Genomic DNA, 21,022 nt, shown 5'->3' with positions numbered 1-21,022 from the left:
TTACTTACAGTCTAAATCAATGGGACAAGCTGTCGGAATTCCTTAGCGATGGGCGGCTTGAAATTGACAACAATAGAAGTGAACGCGCCATTAAACCCTTTGTTATCGGGCGCAAGAACTGGCTGTTTGCGAATACGCCTCGCGGCGCGAGGGCCAGCAGCACCATCTACAGTGTTATTGAAACGGCCAAGGAAAACGGACTTAATCCGCTCCAATACTTGACGTATTTATTTGAGCAGTTGCCGCAGCTTTCGAATCCACAAGATCCAGAAGCCTTAGACCGGTTGCTTCCGTGGTCACCGTTGCTACCTTTAACTTGCCGCGTATTTAAATCCTGATTTGATCATAGAACAGCCCTCATCTTGGTAACAAGGTGGGGGTTGTTTGACGCTTACATGTCTGAGGATTTGTGTCGTTAGACACTAACTAACTTATATAATGTGGAACATCATATATGAAGACTATTGTGTGTATTTGCAAGTAAATAACGATGCTACGAATAACAAGGGCCTCGTGGCTGACGATGATCCACGAGGCCAGGTCACTGTCCCTGAGCCCTTACGGACGAACGCGGATGATCGTCTTTCCCTTGATCCGCTCGGTCGGGTTGAAGGCGGCGACAGCATCGTCGAGGGTCGCGATTTGGCCGATGTTTGTCCGCAGCCGACCATCCCGGACCCGCTGGACGACCTCACCCAGTTGCGCGCGATCGGCCTCGACGACGAAATCAACCGCCAGGCCCTCGGCCGGCTGTACCTCAGGCGGGCCGGCGATGGTCACCAGCATTCCGCCGGCGCGAACCAGACCCACGGACCTCTTCCCGATGTCGCCACCGATCGCGTCGAAAACCAGATCGACGCCGCCGACGTCTTCCAGCGAGTCGTTGTCGAGGTCGACGAACTCCTGCGCGCCGAAGTTGAGCGCCGTCTGACGGTCGGCGGCACGTCCGGTGCCGATGACGTAGGCTCCCGCCTCGCGGGCGAGCTGCGTCACCATCGAGCCGACTCCACCGGCCGAGCCGTGTACGAGGACGCTCTGCCCCGCCTGGAAGCGGCCGTGCACGAACAGTCCCTGCCACGCGGTCAGACCCGAGATCGGTAGGCTCGCGCCCACCGTGTAGTCGATATCGCCCGGCAGCGGCGCGAGGTTGCGTGCCTCGACGGCCACGTACTCCGCTAGGGTGCCGTCGCGCGTCCAGTCCGCGAGCCCAAACACCCGCTGTCCTACCGACAGCCCCCTCGTGCCGTAGCCGAGAGCGCTGACCACTCCGGCCACCTCGTGGCCGGGGATCGACGGTGTGCGGTCGCGGCCGAGGCGATCGGTCCAGGTTCCGGGCCACGTCAGCTCGCCTGGAGTGAATCCCGACGCATGAACCTGAATAACGACATCGTTCGGCGCCGCCTTCGGTTCCGGCCGCTCCGCCAGTGTCATCCCGGCCGTTCCCGCGGCCTCATCTATCACCACAATCGCTTTCATTTGGACACCTCCTTGTATAGTCTTCGCCTGCACGGCACGTCGGTCCGCAAGCTATTAGCGCCACCAAAGCTCGACGTCTTACCTTGACAGATGAGCTGGCGTAGAGGCGCGGCTACAGCGCTCGTTATTCGTTTGTTGATCACGATTTGGAATTTTACCATCGCACTCACCTCACCCTTGATTAATTGCTATAAATGAGCAAAATCGGATACAAAAGATGGTAGACTCCCTTAGATTAGTTTGAACCGCTCACAAACGACATGAAAGGGGACACCGCTTCGAGCACATTCATAAGCAGCCCTTTATTTGACCCACTTCACAACATCATCAAATGGTCTGCGTGTTTTCGGTCCAGGCTCTTTTTTGCGATAACCGAAGGCAATCATGACCGAGATGGTAAAGTGTCCGTCCTCCAGCAGCCCTTCCTCATCCAACAGCTGATTCATTTCCTCAATGTCAAAGCCTTCGATCGGACATGAGTCAATGCCGATTTGCGCCGCAGCCGTCATCATGTTTGCAAGCGGTATGTACGTCTGCTTGACGGCCCAATCGGTAAGAAAGCGTTCATGATCCAGGAGCTTGAAATCATGTCTCTGGAACTCTTCAAGAATTTCAAGCCGCCGAGTCAGGTGTTCCTTCGGAACGTCTCTGATCTGCTGCTCCTTCAGGTAGGCGGAGTCATATCTCATATCCAGCGGGGTCCGGGCCAGAATAATGATGAAATGACTGGCCTCTGGCAGTTTGCTTGCCGCTCCATACGAAGAGTTTTTTATTTTGTTCCGAAGCTGTTCGTTTTGAACAACAACAAATCTCCACGGCTCAGCGCTAAACGAGCTGGGGGAGAGCCGGCCCGTTTCCAAAATAAATTCAAAGTCGTCGTCGGAAATGGTTTTGCTAGGATCGAATTCTTTGGTTGCATGACGAAAACGATAAGCCTCCAAAATTTCTTCCTTGGTCATTGTCATGATATATTCTCCTTTTTAACTAACATTTAATACAGATGCACAACTGCCCCATGTACAACAGCCGTCTGCGTCTGCCTCATTAATCCGCTTCAGCCGCTCGCTCCGCCCACGAATTGACCTCTTCAAGCTGTTTTGTTGTAGGAATCGTATACGCTTTTTCAGAGCCAACATAGGAATCTATGTCCGTCTGCCTTAGCCATCCATCCTTTAATATGTGACATACAATTTCGATCGGCGTCCTGGCGCCGTAACCGGCATCAAGTGAAGCAAAATCGCTCGCTGTTCCGGAAATGGCAACCGTGAATAGGAACTTCATACTTTTGTGGGCAATGTAAACGCACGAACAGAGAATATAGCCCTGCTCGTGCGCCCGCTCCGATTGTCGCTGAACCCAGCCATATAAGCTACTCCCGTATCACCAGCATATATGGATATTTCAGCTCACAAATGAATGATGCAAAAATCGTTACAGCTTTTTTAGCTCTCGCAAAATTTCCTCCGGGCTTTGACGCTGCATGAAATTCGGATTGACATAGGAAGAGCGAATAATGGCGCTCTCATCAATCATGAAAGTAGCCGGAACCGGCAAAACCCATTTCGAGGTATTGTTGTACTCCGCAAGATCGAGTCCGATACCTTCCATGAGTTCCCTTACTCCCTGCGGAACATCGAAGAGCAGATTGTACTTGGCCGTTACCAAACCGCTCGGATCGCTAAGGACTTGAAATTCCAATCCTTCCTTTTCCTGAAGGGATAACGAATGATCCGGCTTTTGCGGGCTAATCGCTATAAGCTGCGCTCCCATCGCCTGGATTTCCGGCAATATCTGCTGGTAAGCCTTTAATTGCATATTGCAAAAAGGACACCATCCGCCGCGATAGAAGACCAGCACAACCGGCCCTTTCGCGAGCTCTTCAAATAAAACTACATCCCGGCCTAGTGCGTTTGTTAATTTAAAGTCCACCGCCTTTTCGCCTGCTTGCTTCCCGGAAGCGATCCCCGATTTCTGAAGTTCCTCAATCATTTGACCGATCTTGATCTGCGCTTCAATCGGTGAATTGGCCTTAAACTGCTGTGTGGCCACTTCCAGCTGTTCAGTTAAATTTTGGTTGCTCATCGTTCTGAAACCTCCAATATCGAATGATAGCTTGATTATAATTCTAAAAAAATCGGAGAACTGTAATGTTGTTTACAGTTCTCAATTCTATTTTTGAGTATATTGAAGATTAAATTTATCGGCGATTAATTATGTCGCCATTAAACAAATTTAGGAGTGGAAAAATGGAAAAATTACTTGTTATCAATGCGCATGCCAATGTTGATTCCCCAGATTCAGTTAGTCTTGAAATCGGCAAATATTTTATTGAGAACTGGCAAAGAAAGTAACTGTCTAGCCGTATCTAATGCCATTTGTGACCATCGCTATAGTTTCACGCTGACCAATCCGCTCGGCAAACAAGTGAATCTGTATGACGAACTAGCGAAAGGTCCGGTTGTTAAAAAATCCGCAATGTTGGCGGAGATGACAGCGGGACTTCGTACTTAAGTATCCGATAATATTCCATAATTAATTCATCTATTTTTTGAGAGAGTTGTAACAAAGCATGGTCTGTTAAATCAAATCTGTTTTGAGCCGCGGCGTTGTTGAGAGATTCTTTAAGCGATTCAATTTCTTTAGCAATTGACTTGAGCTCGAATCCCATTACCATCGCCTCCTATTTGGAATTACCGATAAGAGCCTTACGTTCTTTCGGGATTTCTGAGCGCTTATTGAGAAAGGACTTGAGAATGTATGTGTAATTTCTATTGAATTGATCATCGTATTGAAGCAAAAATTCAATAATCTCTTTGTCGCTTAGACAATTTGAGCGGTAGCTACGCGGCAACCTTAATGCTGAATAGATATCGGAGATGGCCGCAATACACCCAATTTCACTTTGATTCGTGGTGCCATGAGGATAGCCGCTGCCATCAAGTCTTTCATGGTGTGAGTAGCAAAATTGAAGGATATCCGAACCAAAGCCAAGTTGTTTTAACGAGTCATGCCCAACCTTCACATGTTTAACAACCAACGTTCTTTCTTCAATGTTCAGACGCTGTGATGATTTCAAAATGCCATCCGGCATTGACAATTTTCCTATGTCATGTAGCAAACCGGCGAGAACCATCCGTTCTGCATTACAGGAGGTTAGACGAATGTTTTTGGTTAAGTGGTAGGCAATAAATGCAACAACCAGAGAATGATTCGCGGTTGCCGGATCACGGCAATTCATGGAAACGAACAATGCCCTGCCTTTCTCCCACTCCTGATCACCTTTATACATACTGAACAACTGAAGAAACAAAGATTGAGAATCCAGCAAAACAACGTCCATGTGGCGCCTCCTAGCAAATATTCTGCTACATCTAAGAAGTAACCTGAAAATTTCAGTAATTTTTTACTCATAGAAAATTTCCCAATGATCCGTTTGATCCCTTGACAATGATACGATACATCTAACCGTATATAAAATGATTATAAATTATTAGGAGCATACCAACTTTGATATGAATAGAGGGCTAATGCAATTAATTGTTAAGATTTCCGATACGAGAAACTTCATAAAAGCAGGAAAAGAACTCTATATGACGCAGCCTGCGGTCAGCCGTGCGGTGACAGCACTTGAAGCTGAGTTGGGGGTAAAGCTTATTGCACGCGATCGTCGTTATGGCGTTCATTTCACGGATATCGGGGAACGTATTTTGGGAGTTTTCAAAGAGATTTTGACCTACTTTGAGAGAATTGATCAAGAGATTGCTCGCGAAAAAGGACTTGATACTGGCATTGTGAGGATCGGCTTTTTTCCCTTAGCTTCCTCCTACTTCATTCCCAAAATCATAAGCAGTATAGCTGAGAAGTATCCGAAAATTGAATTCACACTTCATGAGGGAACCATTGCTGAAATAAAGGAAAGGCTTGAATCCAGAGAGGTTGATGTTGGACTTATCGTTCCTTCCGGCCATCACGATGAACTCATAACATTCCCTTTGTACCGTGAAGAAATATACACGGTATTTAAGGAGAATCATCCTCTTGCCGCGAAGTCCGTTATTCAGGCGGGCGATCTCATGGGTCAACCCTTGATTATTTGCAAAGACGGCTGTAAGCCTCCCGTAATGGATTGGTTTGAGCAATCCGGAAAACAACCTCAAATAAAATATGTACTCAATAATTACATGACAACATTAAATATGGTCCAGGAGGGATTAGGTATTGGAATCATGTCTGAACTGTCTACAATGAATCTTCCTCCTAACGTAATCTTACGTAAGTTGGATCCGAAGTGGCATCGTGAAATTCATCTTGCCGTATCCTCATTAAAGGATTCTCCGATCGCTGTGCAGCTGTTTATTAGAACGGCGCTTCAATTATTCGAAAGTCGCTCAGGCTCTGAGGTGAATCTTCAATGACTTTAATACCAGAATGCGGAACCCAATATCTGCTTCTGGATTACCGTAAAAGCAAAACTTCTATCGAAGTACATTCAAGGATGAGCGACCGCGATTATTAGGAAGTTTTTCTTGGTACAGAATGTTTTCGTCACTTTTTAAACATTCTGTATCGTTATGCAAAACGCCTGACGGCGTCCTTTGAGTTCGAGCATTTGCATTATACTTGTGTAGAGGGCGTGGGCTATACAGGTTTAGCGCAAGACGTCACTAATCTTGTACTCGTACCCATCCTGTTAAGAAAGAGACCCTTCGAGAGTCTCCCTTTTCTTACGGTATAAGACTTAATAAGATTTGCGAACCAGACTGGCTTAAATCCCCTGCCGCTAACGAGGGTACTGAAGAACTTGCCAGTTTCACTCTTCGGTGGCATGCCTAATGACAAAGAAGACATCTGCCCATGTATCTGGGACCGGATGTCATCTTTTTATAAATATTCCCCACGTCGAACATGCTTTTCATGGGATTGTCAAGCAGTCCCGGCTCGTTAAAAACAACCCGCATAAACAATGAAAGCTCGTGTTCTTCGCGCAAAACCTCGGATTGGGCTGTTGTATCCTGAAAATACTCAAAGATGTCCATGCTGCCGTGATCCGATCCTGGTATATTGTGAAGAAATCATGCCATCTGTCCGGACGCTTATATTGGCTAGCTTTGCTCTGTTGTTCAAAAATATTAACCTTCTCATGAACTTATCTTTGGGAGTCTTTCAACTGTTTTGCGGAGTTAATTTCCCGATGCGTTGCTACCCCACGGAGTTCAGTTCGTCGCGAACCTACTGCCTATGACCAATGGGTTAGCGGCCGTCAGGATATTGTATGACGGGGGCGGTTTTCAAGACGTTAGAGTCATGCTGTTTCATGAAATTTTAATCGGGTGTGCTTACATAACAATGGCGATGCTCCTGATTAAACTTTTTGAACGAATCTCAAAGTGCAATGGAAGCTTGTTCGGCAACTAAATAGCGGAGTGTTACTGCTGTTAGTTGTGCTTTATAGATTAGTCGTCACCCAGATCACTTAGCAATATATTGAGGTCCACTTTTAACCTTTTTTTAAAGCGATTAAGGTTTCAGCAGATGGCTTGGTTTTATTTTGCTCAATCTCGCTAAGTCGTCCTTGTGTAATACCTAAATGATGAGCGAAATCCACTTGAGTCATTTCTAATTGCTTTCGAATCGATTTTATTTTTTGCCCTAATGTATCCGACATTGTCCATCACACACCTTTAAGTGGAAAGGGCAATCCTTACGGATTGCCCTTTAGAGAAACTTAGCATTCAGTGTCCATCTTTAATGCACAGTGTCTGACTTTAATGTCTAGTGTCAAACTTTAATGTCCATGGACACTAAACAAAATGAAATGAGCTTTTCTCCAACTTACTCCACCGTAACGCTCTTAGCCAGATTCCTCGGCTTATCAACGTCATGGCCCAACGCAAGCGAAGCATAGTACGAAAGTAACTGCAGTGGCACCACGGACAGCGCCGGCGTCAGCAACGGCAACGTACGAGGAATCGCGAATTGGCGATCTACCGACTTCGCCACTTCCGCCTCGTGCCCTTCGTTGATGATTCCAAGAACGTCGGCTCCGCGAGCCTTCGTTTCTTTAATATTGCTAAGCATTTTCTCGTAAAGGTCCTCTTGCGTCAACAATGCGATGACCGGTGTACCTTCTTCGATCAAAGCCAGCGTTCCATGTTTCAATTCGCCCGCCGCATACGCCTCGGAGTGGATATACGAGATTTCCTTCAGCTTAAGCGAGCCTTCCATCGCGACCGCGTAGTCAATACCGCGACCAATGAAGAACAAGCTGCTGTGATGCGAGATCGATTCCACGACTTCCTTGAGAACTTCCGCTTGCGCCAAAATTTTCTCGACCTGCTCCGGCAACGACTGCATCGCGGCAAGCACGTGAGCGACCTCCGCTTCGTCCTTCGTACCGATCGTTTGAGCCCAGTAAAGTCCGAATAGGAAGAAGGCGATGAGCTGGGACGAGTAAGCTTTGGTCGAAGCCACCGCGATCTCCGGGCCGGCCAAAGTAATGATGACATCGTCGGCTTCGCGAGCTACGGAGCTGCCGACTACGTTCGTAATCGCTAGCACCCGAGCCCCGCAACGCTGCGCTTCGCGCAAGGCCGCCAGCGTATCCGCCGTCTCGCCCGATTGGCTAACGACGATAACAAGGGTATCCGGCGTAATGATCGGCGAACGATAGCGATACTCCGACGCAACGTCCGTCTCGACCGGAATGCGTACCAGGTTCTCGATAACGTTTTTGCCGACTAGACCGGCATGTAGCGCAGTACCGCAAGCGACGATATGAACGCGGTTGATTTCTTTGAGCTGTTCCGCCGTGATTTTAAGCTCCGGCAACGCCACGGACCGTCCGTCATCGCTGATACGTCCAAGCATCGTGTCGCGGTAAGCCTTAGGCTGCTCATGAATTTCCTTGAGCATGAAGTGATCGAAGCCCGCCTTCTCGGCCGTCATCAGATCCCAATCGACGTGGAAAATTTCCTTCGAGATGAAGTTGCCTTCGATCGTAAGCAGCTCCACGCCGTCACGAGTCAGCACCGCCATCTCCCCGTCATTGAGAATATAAATATCGCGAGTGTGCTCCAGAATAGCCGGAATGTCGGAGGCGATATACTTTTCCCCTTCGCCGACGCCGATAATGAGCGGACTTGCATAACGCACCGCTACCAAACGATCCGGCTCGTGCTCCGTCAATACGCCAAGCGCGAACGCACCGCGCATTTTCTTAACCGCGCGCTGTACGGCCTTCACGATATCGCCGTCATACTCAACGGAGATCAGATGGGAGATGACTTCCGTATCCGTCTCCGACAGGAATTGATGGCCAGCCATCATGAGCTCTTCTTTAAGCTCCAAATAATTCTCGATGATGCCGTTATGAACGACGGAAAATTTCAACGAATTGTCCGTATGAGGGTGAGAGTTCAAATCCGATGGCTTACCGTGAGTTGCCCAGCGAGTGTGTCCGATTCCGACCGTTCCACGCAATGGCTCTCCGGTTAAGCGGTTTTCCAAGTTCACTAACCGGCCTACCGTCTTCGTTACTTCCAAACCTTGCTCCGTAAAAACAGCGATTCCCGCGGAGTCGTAACCCCGATACTCCAACTTTTTAAGCCCCTCCAGCAAGATGGGCTGAGATTCTCTAAATCCGATATATCCAACGATTCCGCACATATTTATATAAGCCTCCGTTTTGGTTTCTCAGGTAATTCCGAGAGCCCGCAACCAAGCCGTAAGAGCGGCATAAGCCGTAATCAAATAAGGGGTTCCGTTCTCCCCGAACATCCCACGTCATGCCCCTCGCGCGACCGGTTCCAGGTCGCCGGACATTTCTCAATGGTTCTTGCTCTCATTCATCGTATCGGACTTTTGTACGCCCGGTTGCCCTAAGCGTTTTGTGTTCCGATTGTCGGCTCCGATGATAAGCCGGGAGGTCCCCGCCGAATATTTCGAACACCCCCACCTCGTCAGCTTGCGGCCTACGCGATCGTAAGGTTGAAGTTTGACGCTTAGATCAGCTTTCCCGTTCCTGATCTTTGCCCTTCAACGCTACTCCGCGCTTCGACAAGCTCTGGCGCTATTCTTGCTATTCCTCACTACCCTGCCCTTCCATTCTAGAATCTATCCCCTTATCTTATTCGTTTTGAAAATGTCTTGCAACCTCTACGCGTTTATTTCCTGTCAAATAGCAATACTTTACAGAAACTTTGTGGCGGTGGAACACCATTGAATGCGGGTGAGAGTAATGATGGGCTTAAACGCCCTTCTTATTGTTGATCGGAAGAACAAGAAGCTCCCGGTCCTTGGACTGGGAGCTTTTTGTTTCTTATCCATATGGTTAACGGCAATCCCTGCCGTTATTTCAGTAGTTCAGAGCTTCAGCAGCGTACATAACGGCAATCCCTGCCGTTATCCCATCCAGAACGACCCGTCCACACAGACTTAACGGCAATCCCTGCCGCTATCGCCTCGCCACTGCCAATGCAGCCACCGTACCATCCCCAGCACCGTCGTGTGCGAACTTACACCAATTCAGCCTTCACGACCTCGACGATCGCCGCCACGTGACGCTCGATTTCTTCCCGCTCCGGCCCTTCGGCCATTACGCGAATCAACGCTTCTGTTCCCGAAGGACGTACCAGAACGCGTCCGTTATCGCCAAGCGACGCTTCCGCCGTAGCCACCGCATTCGCGATCGCCGTATTCCCCGGATATCGCGATTTGTCCGCCACGCGCACATTCACCAATACTTGCGGATATTTACGCATCATTTTCTTCAACTCGCCCAGTTTCCGTCCGGAGCCGACAACCGTATCGACCAATTGCAATCCCGTCAGAATTCCGTCGCCCGTCGTGCTATGATCCAGGAAAATAACATGACCGGATTGCTCTCCGCCCAGGTTATAGCCGCCGTTGACCATCTCTTCCATTACGTAACGATCACCTACCGCCGTCTTCGCCGTGCGCAATCCAAGCGACTCCGCGGCTTTGAAGAATCCAATGTTGGCCATAACCGTCGTCACGACGGTATCTTGCGCCAATCGACCCGACTTCATAAGCGCGTCTCCGCAAATACACAGGATGTAATCGCCGTCCACTTCCTCGCCATTCTCGTCGATCGCGATCAACCTATCGGCATCGCCGTCGAAGGCAAGTCCAAGATCGGCGCCGTGCTCCTTCACTTTCGCCGCCAGCATCTCCGGATGCGTTGAACCGACGCCCTCGTTGATGTTAAGTCCATCAGGCTCGGCCCCGTATGCGAAGACCTCCGCTCCCAGCGCGCGGAATACTTCCGGCGCCAGCTCATAAGCCGACCCATGCGCGCAATCCAGCACTAGCTTCAGACCCGCGAAAGAATTCCCTACTGTCGTCTTTAAGTATTCCACGTACTTCGACTTCGCACCGAGATCCGTCGTAACAGACCCGATAGCTCCGCCGATCGGACGAGGCAACGTATCCTCTTCCGCATCCATCAAGCGTTCGATTTCCGCTTCCGTCTCGTCCAGAAGCTTGAACCCGTCTCCGCCGAAAAACTTAATCCCGTTATCCGCAACCGGATTATGGGATGCCGATATCATGACGCCGGCGTCCGCGCCAAGCACCCGGGTCAAATACGCGACCGCAGGCGTGCTCACCACGCCTAATCTCACTACATCGGCACCGATGGACAAGAGCCCCGCGGTTAACGCGCTTTCCAACATCGGTCCCGATATCCGCGTATCGCTTCCGATAATCACTTTAGGACGTTCAGCGCGTCCAGCCAGAACTACGCCTCCGCAACGGCCTATTTTATATGCCAACTCAGGCGTTAACTCCCGATTTGCCACTCCGCGTACGCCATCTGTTCCAAAATATTTCCCCATAGCTGCTTTTCTACCCCTTTATTCTTCCCTGACTCTTATTGAGGCACGGCTTCTTGGTCTTGGATCTCTCCTTGATCTACGATGTCGCCTCCCGCAGCCTCTTCCGCGCCGATCGCGGTTTCTGCTGCCTCATCCTTAATCTCGACCGTTATCGTCTTCGTCCCGCCTGCCTGTTCCATGAACCGTTCCAGGTTCACATTAAGCGGGATGCTATAGGTGCCCGGACCTCGGCCGCTGAGATCGGCAATCACGTCGACGTCTCCCGGTCTCAGGCGATCCAATATCGCCGGAGCCCCTTGAATCGTGATATCCGCTTTGCCTGTAGACGGATCGGTGATCGTTGCCTTTAAGCCTTGGCCTAATCCGCTTAGCGTTATCGGAAGTCCCTCAAGAGTCCTGGTGGCCGACAACAGCACTTCGATGTTAATATCAATGATGCCCGGCGAAATCTCGATAATCGGCGCCACGATCTTGAGCGGTACCGACACTTTGCCCGAATTCTTAAGTTCGTCCAGTTGAATATCCGCTTCAATGAATTCGAGCCTATCAAGCGCATCTTGGGGTGCGTACACCGTTACCTGCTCGACGTCGGGCTTGAACGTCGCAATGCTTAACCCAGGCGGCATATGACCCGTAAATTTGAATTGCAACGGAACCGTCTTGAACGGGTAAGTGATCGGCACTTCCACTTCCAGCACCGCTGGATCAATGACAGCGCCTTCGATCACATTGCCACTCTTGTCGTACGCGGCTAGCTTTACGCTCTTGTTCTTAATCGTTTCTTTATCTCCGTCTATGGCGATCGTTGCGCCAACGCGTTGAACCTTATCCAACTGGTTTTTAGGCAACGTCACATGCACCCGATTGCTTGGCTTGATGAGCGGCGTCCCTACCTTATAACCCTTGGCGGGATTGCCTTCCGTCTTGATATCGATCTCGAACTCCTTGATCTGCAGAGCCTCGATCGTAACCTCTACGGTGGAAGGAGACATGGATACCGATGTGATCCCTCTTGGCAATTTCTCTTCCAAAGGCAGTGTATGCTGACCCTCGCCCACGGTTCTTAAATCGACCTGAAGCCGGTAATCATTCGGTTCGGCCGTCTTTAGATCGCTTCTCGTTCCTTTAACCGTTAACTGGACCGTCTGGGGCTCCATACTCAACAAGACATAATTTCTCTCATCCAAGCCGAAAGGCTGCACGATAACATCATCGATGACCTGGGTACTGTACAAGGAAGCCACGTCATTCGGCGATGTATCATTCGGATCGAAGTGAACGGCAGTCCACATCAATATGCCGAGCGCCAGCGCTATCAGCTTCGCCGCGGTGGGGTGATTTAACCATTTATCCACGGTTGTCACCTTCTTTCCGCTTCCAGAAGGCCCATTCCGTGGTCTTCGCTTTGAATTGCGGACGCAGCTCCTCGAAGAGCTTGGAGATCAGAGACTCTTCCTTGATATCCCGAACGATCTGTCCATTGATAGCAAGAGTTACTTGTCCCGTTTCTTCCGAGACGACTACGGATATCGCGTCGCACACTTCGGTTATGCCGATTGCCGCCCGATGGCGAGTACCCAATTCCTTGCTGATAAAAGGATTTTCCGATAACGGCAAGTAGCAGCCTGCCGCCATGATCTGATTGCCTCTGATAATTACGGCACCGTCATGCAGCGGCGTATTCGGAATGAACACGTTGCTAAGAAGCTCCGAGCTCAACCTGGAATCCATTTTGATTCCCGACTCGATGTAGTCGTTCAGTCCCGTATTCCGCTCAAACACGATTAACGCCCCGATTTTTCGACGCGCTAAATAATTAACGGATTTAATAACCTCATTGATCTGATGGCTGACATCCTGCTCCTCCGGCGAGGCCCGCGTAAACAGTTTTCCCCGCCCGAGCTGCTCGAGAGCCCTTCTAAGCTCCGGTTGAAAAATAATCAGAACCGTAACGATACCGAAGGTGAACATTTGGTTCATTAGCCACTTGAGCGTGTACAGGTTAAGCCAGGTGCTTAGTGCCCAAGTGATGACCAACAGGAAAATACCCCTTAGCAATTGAACGGCTCGGGTGCCTCTTACCATCTTGATGAGCACGTAGATGATGTAGCTTACGATAAGCACATCGACGATATCTTTAATCGAATTTTTAAGTGTCAGCCCGGCAAAATAGTCCAAGACGCGACCCCCCGTCCCGGCGCTGGATTAGTTGCGACGAATATTGTCGGAATTGTACGTAACTTCTTTCCTTATTATCTTTCTCTACTGTTGCCCAGAAATCCTGTCATTTACGTAAAAAAAACCTCTCATGGTCCAGAGAGGTTTAATTACTCGATCCGGAACGCATAACGCATGTGTCGTATACTGTCGAATTTCAAACGATATTAGGAGCCGTAAGCCAGCGTTCCAAAGTAGGAGCTGACCTTGTACCAGAACCAATCCACCGCACGATCGATTGTCTTAATTTCACCCGCGATATGTGCCGTCGACGCTAGAGGAACGACGCTTCCGTCAATGACGGTCAGATCCCCGTCCAGATCTCCAAGCACCTGCACATCCCCGTTCATGACCGTAAGATCTCCGGTCACTTTCTGCCCTTCGGGAACGATTACCTTATTACCTTCGATCACTACATGTTCCAGATCCGGACCGGATACGGACAACTCCCGGCTCTGATTCCACATGGATACGAAGCTGGACAACATGACGACCATGAATATCGCGGCAGCGGAAACGGCAGGGTGCCTGCGAACCCAGGAGGTCCAAGCAGCCGGTCTCCGCGAACTCGGCAAAGACTTCATAATCCGGTCGCCCAGATCATCCGGCGCCTTCTCTATCGATATTGCTTTAACGAGCGCATCCGTGCGCTCCAACGATTCATAGCGGGCATAGCACGCAGAACATTGAGTCAGATGCCGCTTCAACTGCATGCTATCCTCTCGCGCCAAGTCCCCATCCAAATAATCATGCATGAACACGACGGCGACGTTGCACTTCATATCAGCCATCCCTTTCCTCAGCGGAGATCAGATTCCCGCTATCGATGCTTCTATACTGTACGTTCGGCAAAGCTGAGGGGTTTCACTTATTTCGTTGAAATTACTAAAGCTTATGCTCCAGTTTCTTCCGGAGAAACTCTCGTCCGCGATGCACGCGGGTCTTTACTGTCGTTACCGGCATATCCATGACGTCCGATATTTCCTGAAGCGATAAGTCTTGAAGGTAGCGTAAGATCATCACGGATTTGTACTTCGCCGGCAATGCGGCTATCGCCTCGTGGATCAGTCTCTGCGTCTCCGAGAGGATTAGCTCGCTCTCGGGCGTCCGGTCATCGCTCGGAAGCATCGCATATCCGTCTAGTCCTTCGTGATCCGACGACTCCGCGTCTAGAGAATAGATGGCTTTTCTTTTCCTAAGCCGGTCAATGCATAGGTTCGTCGTGATTCTGTATATCCATGTGGAGAATTTCTGATTCTCGTCATAACGATCCAAGTTTTTATATACTCTTAGGAAGGCTTCCTGCACGACATCCTCGGCCTCCTGACGGTTGCCCGTCATCCTGTAGGCAAGGTGATACAGCTTGTCCTTGTACAGGTCCACAATCTCCGCGAAGGCGCGCTGATCCCCTCTCCGGGCCAATCGCGCTAGCCGCGTCTCTAATGGCTTCAAAGTTACTTCTCACCTTCCTTCCCTGCAATAACAGCCTGCCGCGGTTTTCTCTGAGCAGCCATAATACCCGCGATGATTAGGGCGATTCCTGCTCCCTGCCATAGCGTAAGAGGCTCGCCCAAGAATACGAATGCGGCGATAACCGCTGCAGGAAGCTCCATGGAGCCAAGCAAGGCGGCTAATCCGCTGCCAATCTTCGGTATTCCGTAGTTAAAACAGAAAAAGGGAAACGCGGTTCCTAGAAATCCGAGCAACAATCCCCACCTTGCCAACTCCCCATCAAAGCTTATCGTGAACGCGGCCGGAGCATGCAGCAACAGGATGAACGCGAGGGATGCGGTCGACATTACCGCCGACTTGGCGATGGGATCCAGTCGATGGGACAGAAACCCGGACAGGAAGAAGAACAAGCTGTATGTAACAGCCGACAGAAGACCGAGCAGCACTCCCCATCCATCCAGACGGCTGATGTCCTGCTCCAGCAGACCGACAGCCATTACGGTTCCTATCGCGATACAGACAATGGCTAACCACTCTGGCCGCGTGGGCCACGCACGCTTGCGAATGCTTTCTAGCAGAATCGTAATCCACGTAAACTGAAAAAGCAAGACGATTGCCAAAGAAGCGTCCAAGCGCGATAAAGCCTCATTGTAAAACAAGGTCGTAAGCGACAGCCCTATGACTCCGATGACAACAAGCCTAAGCCATGATTGCCATGTATTTGAGAGCGACGAACCTCTTTTGCCTATTCGCGTCATTCCAAGCGCCAACCACAACAATGAGGTTCCGGACATGACTTGATATAAGGTCAGTTCGGTCACGCTCCAACCGTCGGTTATCGCCAGCTTGAATACGGCAGCGACTAGGCCGTAGCCTGTCGCGCCGATCAGTACGAGCGATATCGCCAGTAAAGGCTTTTTCGATCTGTCCATGTCAACCTGCTCTCTTGCGCGAAGGGAGCCCGGGTCGCAACCCAAGCCCCCTTCATTCAATTCTTTATGGATTGGCTTACATCAGCCCGTATTGCGAAGTCCGGCAGCAATGCCGTTAATCGTCAAGAGTACCTCGCGGAGAAGCTCCGTATCGTCCCCGTTTTGAGCGCGCAAGCTGCGCAGTTCGGTAAGAAGCTGCACTTGCATGTAGCTTAACGGATCGACGTAAGGATTGCGAAGGCGAATCGACTCCTGGATAACCGGAACGTTATCGAGAATATCCTCTTGCCCCGTAATCGTCAGGATCATTTCCTTGGTTTTCTCGAATTCTTGTTCGATTTGCGCGAAGATACGTTCCTTGATGGTGTTATCCTCAATCATGGAAGCGTATTGGCGAGCTATGATTAGATCCGCTTTGCCAAGCGCCATCTGAAGGTTGTCGACTAGCGAACGGAAGAACGAATAATCGCGGTACATCGTCCGCAAGGTTTCAAGCCGTTCCGAATCTCCGCTAACAAAGGATTGGAAAGCCGTTCCTGCAGCATACCAAGCCGGGAGAAGATAACGGCTTTGCGTCCACGCGAATACCCATGGGATCGCGCGCAGATCTTCGAACCGGTCGCTGCCCTTGCGCTTCGACGGACGGGAGCCGATATTCAGTTCGCCGACTTCCGGAAGCGGAGTCGATTCCTTGAAGAAGGTCATGAAATCCGGATCGCGGAAAATCAGATCCTGGTACTTGGTTTGCGCATCTACGGAGATTCCCCGCATGATATCTTCCCACTGGGATTCGATCGACTTTTCTTGAGACGGATAACGAGACAAGTAAGCGCCCGTTATCAACGCTCCGGTAGCTTGTTCTAAGCTGCGGTAAGCAATTCCCTTCATCGAATAACGGGAGGACAGCACTTCGCCCTGCTCCGTAATCTTGATGCCTCCGCCGATCGTGTGCGGCGGTTGGGCCAGGATGCTTCGGTTAAGCGGCATTCCGCCGCGCCCGAGCGCGCCTCCGCGACCATGGAAAAACTTCAGGCGAACGTTATGCGCCTTCGCCGTCTTGGTCAAGTCGTTGAGGGCAACGCGTAATTCCCAGTTAGCCGTTACCATTCCGCCATCCTTGTTGCTATCGGAGTAGCCCAGCATGATTTCGTGCAGGTCTCCCATGGACGACAAGCAATGACGGTAGACCGGAAGATTGAACAAAGTTTCCATGATCTCCGGTGCCGCGTGCAAATCGTCGATCGTCTCGAATAACGGCGCGGCTTGCAACGTACTCGTGACCGTTCCATCTTCGTTGCGGCGGAACAATCCTGCTTCCTTCGCGAACACCATGACTTCCAAGATGTCGCTTGCCGCTTCCGACATGCTGATCAAGTAACTCGTGATGCAGCCCGTACCGAATTCTTGTTGCGCTTTATAAATCGTATGATAGACGTCCAGGCACTCTTTGCTGGAGTCGCTTAATTTTATCTTGTCGTTCATTAGAGGCTTCGCGGATTCGAGCAAACCGTTCAGTAAACTGATTTTCTCCTGCTCGGTCAGTTCCGGGTAGTTACTTGTCACTCCCGCCTTGGCAAGAAGCTCCGTCATGGCGTTCTCGTGCTCTTTGCTATGCTGACGCACATCTAGAGCTGCGAGGTGGAAGCCGAACAGTTCGACTTGGCGGATGAACTTCTTCAAGTACGTGTTCGCCACGAAGTCGGCAAAATGATGACGCAAGCTGCGGTCGATCACTTCGATGTCCCTGGTTAAATCCGCAACCGTATGGTAGCGTTGCTTCGTTCCCTTGAACTCTTCGTCGCGCATGTTCTGCATTTTCTGCAGCATGTATCTTAACTTAACCCGGTAAGGTTCCTTGTCATTGGTCCACGCCTCTACTGTCCGAAGTTCGACGTTATGGCTATCTTCGCGGATCGATTCAAGGAGCTCATCGGTTACATCTACGATCGTCGTACTGAAGCTCAATTGGCGGCTAAGCGCGCGAATGATATTCTCGTACTTGTAGATGACGAGATTACGCTGCATATGGAGCGTTCTCCAAGTGATCTCGGCCGTTACGGACGGGTTTCCATCGCGGTCTCCGCCGATCCACGATCCAAAACGCAAATAAGTAGGTACGTGCCATGCTTCTTCCGGATAATGTTTCTGAAGGCAGCGCTCAAGCTCCTCGTAAACATCGGGAAGCACCTCGAATAACGTTTCGTGGAAAAAGTACATGCCATTGCGCACTTCGTCGAGTACGGTAGGCTTGCGATCCCGCAGCTCGTCCGTCTGCCATAGCGTTAGTACTTCATTAAGCAGCTTCTCGCGAAGCTTCTCCCGTTCGCGGTAGGTTAACGACGGGTTGTCCAACTCCATCACTTCATCCGCTATGCGTTTGTGAATATCGAGTACGTCACGACGAGTCGCTTCCGTCGGATGCGCCGTCATAACCAATTCAAGCGAAATGTCGGCAAGCATGTCCCGAACTTCTTCAACCGACAGCTTTTTCTCCTTCAGATCTTGCACCACGCTCTCGATGGAGCCCGGCTGTACAGCTTCTCCCGTTGAACGTTCGTAATCGCGCTTGCGGCGAATTCGATGGTTCTGCTCGGCGATATTGACCAGTTGAAAGTAGATTGCGAATGCCCGAATGACCTGGTGCCTGATTTCCGGCTCTAGGGTTTTAACGGTATTAATGAAACCTTCGTACAATTCCGGCAAATACTCGGCCCTCAGAGCCTTGCTCATTTCCCGAATTCTCTCTACATGTTCCAGCAGTTCCCGACCACCCTGATGCACGAGCACTTCACCCAGAATGTTACCTAGAAAGCGCACATCCCTACGCAGCAGATGATTGGACGGAGAACGTTGACCCGTTGCCATTTCCGTCATCTCTTTCACCCCAAACCTTGCATTTCGAAAAAAAACCTTCCCCTTATCATACTACATTAGTCGTTGAAAATCTCCTTTTAATTCATCATTTAGTCAAAATCTTAAGTTTCAACCGCGTGGAAAAAAGTGTAAGAAACAGTATATCCCTCAATCGAAATGCAAGATCGCTAACCACAGTGTAAGGAGTGATTTGTGATGAAGAGAAAAACCTTTCCGCTTAAAGAGTACCTCGTCATCCTCACGCTCGCCACTGCAATCACGATGGTGCGAGCTAACGAGTAGTTTTATGTAGGATAAAATGAAAAGTTGGCGAGATTAACTTGTTAATTCGGCTTCTTATGCACGTGTAGGATGAAAGTCTACGGAGTGAGTATTGCTGGAGTGCCTAATGCTATGAGGACATGAGATCCGTTATTCTTTCGAAAAGTTTGCATTCGGCACCACTTCCGGACTATGGTTCCGTTAATTCATGCAAATCTCGATTAATCGGCATCATTTGGTATGGATTACGGAACCAGTGTCCGCAGAAGGCAGTTTCGACGTAAATGTTAACCGTTAACGGAACCACTGTCCGCCGCACGCTTATGTTGGAGACTAGAAACAGCAATTTATTCTTATAGCACAAAAAAAAGCCCTCGCTATGAGGGCTTTAGTCATTTAAATAATGGAGCGGGTGATGGGAGTACTTAATGCAGTTTTAGGAAGTATTCACGGACGGTCGAACCCAATTTCGGGTTTCGCTTCCCATCCAGGTAGTATATTCATTATGGAGCGGGTGATGGGAATCGAACCCACGCTATCAGCTTGGAAGGCTGAAGTTCTACCATTGAACTACACCCGCGTGCGTTACAATAGTGGTCGGGACGACACGATTCGAACATGCGACCCCCTGGTCCCAAACCAGGTGCTCTACCAAGCTGAGCTACGTCCCGACAATATGAAGAAGATTTTCTACTCTATAAAAAAAGCCCTACTCAATAAGGCTTATAGAGAGCGTTATGGAGCGGGTGATGGGAATCGAACCCACGCTATCAGCTTGGAAGGCTGAAGTTCTACCATTGAACTACACCCGCATGATGAAAATAGATGGTCGGGACGACACGATTTGAACATGCGACCCCCTGGTCCCAAACCAGGTGCTCTACCAAGCTGAGCTACGTCCCGACATTAATCATTATTCTTTTGTAAAAATGGCGCGCCCTGAGAGATTCGAACTCCCGGCCTTTTGATTCGTAGTCAAACGCTCTATCCAGCTGAGCTAAGGGCGCATAATGGAGCGGAAAACGGGGCTCGAACCCGCGACCTTCTCGTTGGCAACGAGATGCTCTACCACTGAGCTATTTCCGCAACCTTGTGGTAATTATGGTGCGCGTAGAGGGACTTGAACCCCCACGGTCGCCCGCCAGATCCTAAGTCTGGTGCGTCTGCCAATTCCGCCATACGCGCATGGTAACAACTGAAGCCGTTTTTGAAAATGGTGAGCCATGAAGGACTCGAACCTTCGACACCCTGATTAAAAGTCAGGTGCTCTACCAGCTGAGCTAATGGCTCAAAAATGGCTGGGGATCAAGGATTCGAACCTTGGATGACGGAGTCAAAGTCCGTTGCCTTACCGCTTGGCTAATCCCCAACGGTAAGCCAATCTTAAAGATTATGGTGGAGGCTGACGGGATCGAACCGCCGACCCTCTGCTTGTAAGGCAGATGCTCTCCCAGCTGAGCTAAGCCTCCGTATTTTGGTGACCCCTAGGGGATTCGAACCCCTGTTACCTCCGTGAAAGGGAGGTGTCTTAACCGCTTGACCAAGGGGCCGTGAATGGTATTGGAAGTGGAGCTCTCAACCGGGATCGAACCGGTGACCTCATCCTTACCATGGATGCACTCTACCTACTGAGCTATGAGAGCATGGTCCCTATACCTAAACACAGCGATAGAGATTGAATTTCTCCGGCCTGGCAACGTCCTACTCTCCCAGGACCCTGCGGTCCAAGTACCATTGGCGCTGGAGGGCTTAACGGTCGTGTTCGGGATGGGTACGCGTGGAACCCCTCCGCCATTATTACCAGACCGGATACTTTGTAACAAGGCTTGCGCCTTGAAAACTGGATGCGAAGCAAAGCTTAGAAGAAGTTGGTGAGTATCATTTGTCTTACAGTGTCATTCGTGACGACTACGTCGCACGTATCGCTTAGGATAAGCCCTCGACCGATTAGTACTC

General features: G+C 50.1%; 16 protein-coding genes, 12 tRNA genes and 1 rRNA gene. 2 read left to right on the top strand and 27 right to left on the bottom strand.

Annotated elements, in window-relative coordinates; genetic code table 11:
* The coding region (locus E2980_RS22815) for an IS66 family transposase (protein WP_135154527.1) at window positions 1-338 on the top strand (338 nt) is incomplete at its 5' end.
* Window positions 339-558: 220 nt separating this feature from the next.
* Here the strand turns inward: E2980_RS22815 and E2980_RS22810 are convergent.
* The 5 genes from E2980_RS22810 to E2980_RS22785 all read right to left on the bottom strand — a co-directional run bounded on the left by E2980_RS22810 (window position 559) and on the right by E2980_RS22785 (window position 4,816).
* Window positions 559-1,476: an NADP-dependent oxidoreductase gene (locus E2980_RS22810; RefSeq protein ID WP_135154526.1), complete on the bottom strand. Its 918-nt coding sequence runs from the start codon at window positions 1,474-1,476 to the stop codon at window positions 559-561.
* 302 nt (window positions 1,477-1,778) lie between these two features.
* On the bottom strand, window positions 1,779-2,441 hold the full coding sequence (locus E2980_RS22805) for an NAD(P)H-dependent oxidoreductase (RefSeq protein WP_135154525.1): 663 nt from the start codon (window positions 2,439-2,441) through the stop codon (window positions 1,779-1,781).
* A 466-nt stretch (window positions 2,442-2,907) separates the two neighbouring features.
* Window positions 2,908-3,558, bottom strand: a complete 651-nt coding sequence (locus E2980_RS22795; protein WP_135154523.1) for a peroxiredoxin-like family protein — start codon at window positions 3,556-3,558, stop codon at window positions 2,908-2,910.
* A gap of 379 nt (window positions 3,559-3,937) precedes the next feature.
* Complete coding sequence (locus E2980_RS22790) at window positions 3,938-4,144, bottom strand: aspartyl-phosphate phosphatase Spo0E family protein (RefSeq protein WP_167747229.1); 207 nt, start codon at window positions 4,142-4,144, stop codon at window positions 3,938-3,940.
* A 12-nt stretch (window positions 4,145-4,156) separates the two neighbouring features.
* Window positions 4,157-4,816 (bottom strand): HD-GYP domain-containing protein, encoded by a 660-nt coding sequence (locus E2980_RS22785; protein WP_135154521.1) that lies wholly within the window; start codon window positions 4,814-4,816, stop codon window positions 4,157-4,159.
* Window positions 4,817-4,988: 172 nt separating this feature from the next.
* On the opposite strand from E2980_RS22785, the gene E2980_RS22780 reads away from it, so the two are divergent.
* Complete coding sequence (locus tag E2980_RS22780; protein WP_135154520.1) at window positions 4,989-5,891, top strand: LysR family transcriptional regulator; 903 nt, start codon at window positions 4,989-4,991, stop codon at window positions 5,889-5,891.
* 1,082 nt (window positions 5,892-6,973) lie between these two features.
* Here the strand turns inward: E2980_RS22780 and E2980_RS22775 are convergent.
* The 22 genes from E2980_RS22775 to rrf all read right to left on the bottom strand — a co-directional run bounded on the left by E2980_RS22775 (window position 6,974) and on the right by rrf (window position 20,871).
* Entirely contained in the window at window positions 6,974-7,141 is a 168-nt protein-coding gene (locus E2980_RS22775) for a helix-turn-helix transcriptional regulator (protein WP_135154519.1), read from the bottom strand.
* Between the two features lie 167 nt (window positions 7,142-7,308).
* Window positions 7,309-9,141, bottom strand: coding sequence for a glutamine--fructose-6-phosphate transaminase (isomerizing) (gene glmS / locus E2980_RS22770; protein ID WP_135154518.1), 1,833 nt, complete (start codon window positions 9,139-9,141; stop codon window positions 7,309-7,311).
* Window positions 9,142-9,989: 848 nt separating this feature from the next.
* Window positions 9,990-11,330 (bottom strand): phosphoglucosamine mutase, encoded by a 1,341-nt coding sequence (gene glmM / locus E2980_RS22765; protein ID WP_135154517.1) that lies wholly within the window; start codon window positions 11,328-11,330, stop codon window positions 9,990-9,992.
* Between the two features lie 35 nt (window positions 11,331-11,365).
* Entirely contained in the window at window positions 11,366-12,685 is a 1,320-nt protein-coding gene (locus E2980_RS22760; protein ID WP_135154516.1) for a CdaR family protein, read from the bottom strand.
* A complete protein-coding gene (cdaA, locus tag E2980_RS22755; RefSeq protein WP_135154515.1) occupies window positions 12,678-13,508 on the bottom strand; it encodes a diadenylate cyclase CdaA in 831 nt (276 codons plus the stop codon). Before cdaA ends, E2980_RS22760 begins: the two co-directional genes overlap by 8 nt.
* Window positions 13,509-13,714: 206 nt before the next feature.
* Window positions 13,715-14,329, bottom strand: a complete 615-nt coding sequence (locus tag E2980_RS22750) for a zf-HC2 domain-containing protein (protein ID WP_135154514.1) — start codon at window positions 14,327-14,329, stop codon at window positions 13,715-13,717.
* Between the two features lie 103 nt (window positions 14,330-14,432).
* Complete coding sequence (gene sigW / locus E2980_RS22745; protein ID WP_135154513.1) at window positions 14,433-14,999, bottom strand: RNA polymerase sigma factor SigW; 567 nt, start codon at window positions 14,997-14,999, stop codon at window positions 14,433-14,435.
* Between the two features lie 2 nt (window positions 15,000-15,001).
* Window positions 15,002-15,931, bottom strand: coding sequence for an EamA family transporter (locus E2980_RS22740; RefSeq protein ID WP_135154512.1), 930 nt, complete (start codon window positions 15,929-15,931; stop codon window positions 15,002-15,004).
* Between the two features lie 81 nt (window positions 15,932-16,012).
* Window positions 16,013-18,805, bottom strand: a complete 2,793-nt coding sequence (gene ppc, locus E2980_RS22735; protein WP_135154511.1) for a phosphoenolpyruvate carboxylase — start codon at window positions 18,803-18,805, stop codon at window positions 16,013-16,015.
* Between the two features lie 767 nt (window positions 18,806-19,572).
* A tRNA-Gly gene (locus E2980_RS22730) sits at window positions 19,573-19,646 on the bottom strand.
* Between the two features lie 14 nt (window positions 19,647-19,660).
* Window positions 19,661-19,737, bottom strand: a tRNA-Pro gene (locus tag E2980_RS22725).
* A 67-nt stretch (window positions 19,738-19,804) separates the two neighbouring features.
* Window positions 19,805-19,878, bottom strand: a tRNA-Gly gene (locus E2980_RS22720).
* Window positions 19,879-19,892: 14 nt separating this feature from the next.
* Window positions 19,893-19,969: transfer RNA gene (locus tag E2980_RS22715), tRNA-Pro, on the bottom strand.
* A 27-nt stretch (window positions 19,970-19,996) separates the two neighbouring features.
* A tRNA-Arg gene (locus tag E2980_RS22710) sits at window positions 19,997-20,073 on the bottom strand.
* A 4-nt stretch (window positions 20,074-20,077) separates the two neighbouring features.
* Window positions 20,078-20,152: transfer RNA gene (locus E2980_RS22705), tRNA-Gly, on the bottom strand.
* A gap of 16 nt (window positions 20,153-20,168) precedes the next feature.
* Window positions 20,169-20,251 (bottom strand) — tRNA-Leu (locus tag E2980_RS22700).
* 29 nt (window positions 20,252-20,280) lie between these two features.
* Window positions 20,281-20,356: transfer RNA gene (locus E2980_RS22695), tRNA-Lys, on the bottom strand.
* Between the two features lie 5 nt (window positions 20,357-20,361).
* A tRNA-Gln gene (locus E2980_RS22690) sits at window positions 20,362-20,435 on the bottom strand.
* 24 nt (window positions 20,436-20,459) lie between these two features.
* Window positions 20,460-20,535: transfer RNA gene (locus tag E2980_RS22685), tRNA-Val, on the bottom strand.
* Between the two features lie 6 nt (window positions 20,536-20,541).
* Window positions 20,542-20,616, bottom strand: a tRNA-Glu gene (locus E2980_RS22680).
* A gap of 17 nt (window positions 20,617-20,633) precedes the next feature.
* Window positions 20,634-20,709: transfer RNA gene (locus E2980_RS22675), tRNA-Thr, on the bottom strand.
* 45 nt (window positions 20,710-20,754) lie between these two features.
* Window positions 20,755-20,871: ribosomal RNA gene (gene rrf / locus E2980_RS22670) — 5S ribosomal RNA — on the bottom strand.
* Window positions 20,872-21,022: the final 151 nt, after the last annotated feature.

Source organism: Cohnella luojiensis, from assembly GCF_004564235.1.
Taxonomy (GTDB): domain Bacteria; phylum Bacillota; class Bacilli; order Paenibacillales; family Paenibacillaceae; genus Cohnella; species Cohnella luojiensis.
This window is presented reverse-complemented; position numbering and strand designations above follow the sequence as displayed.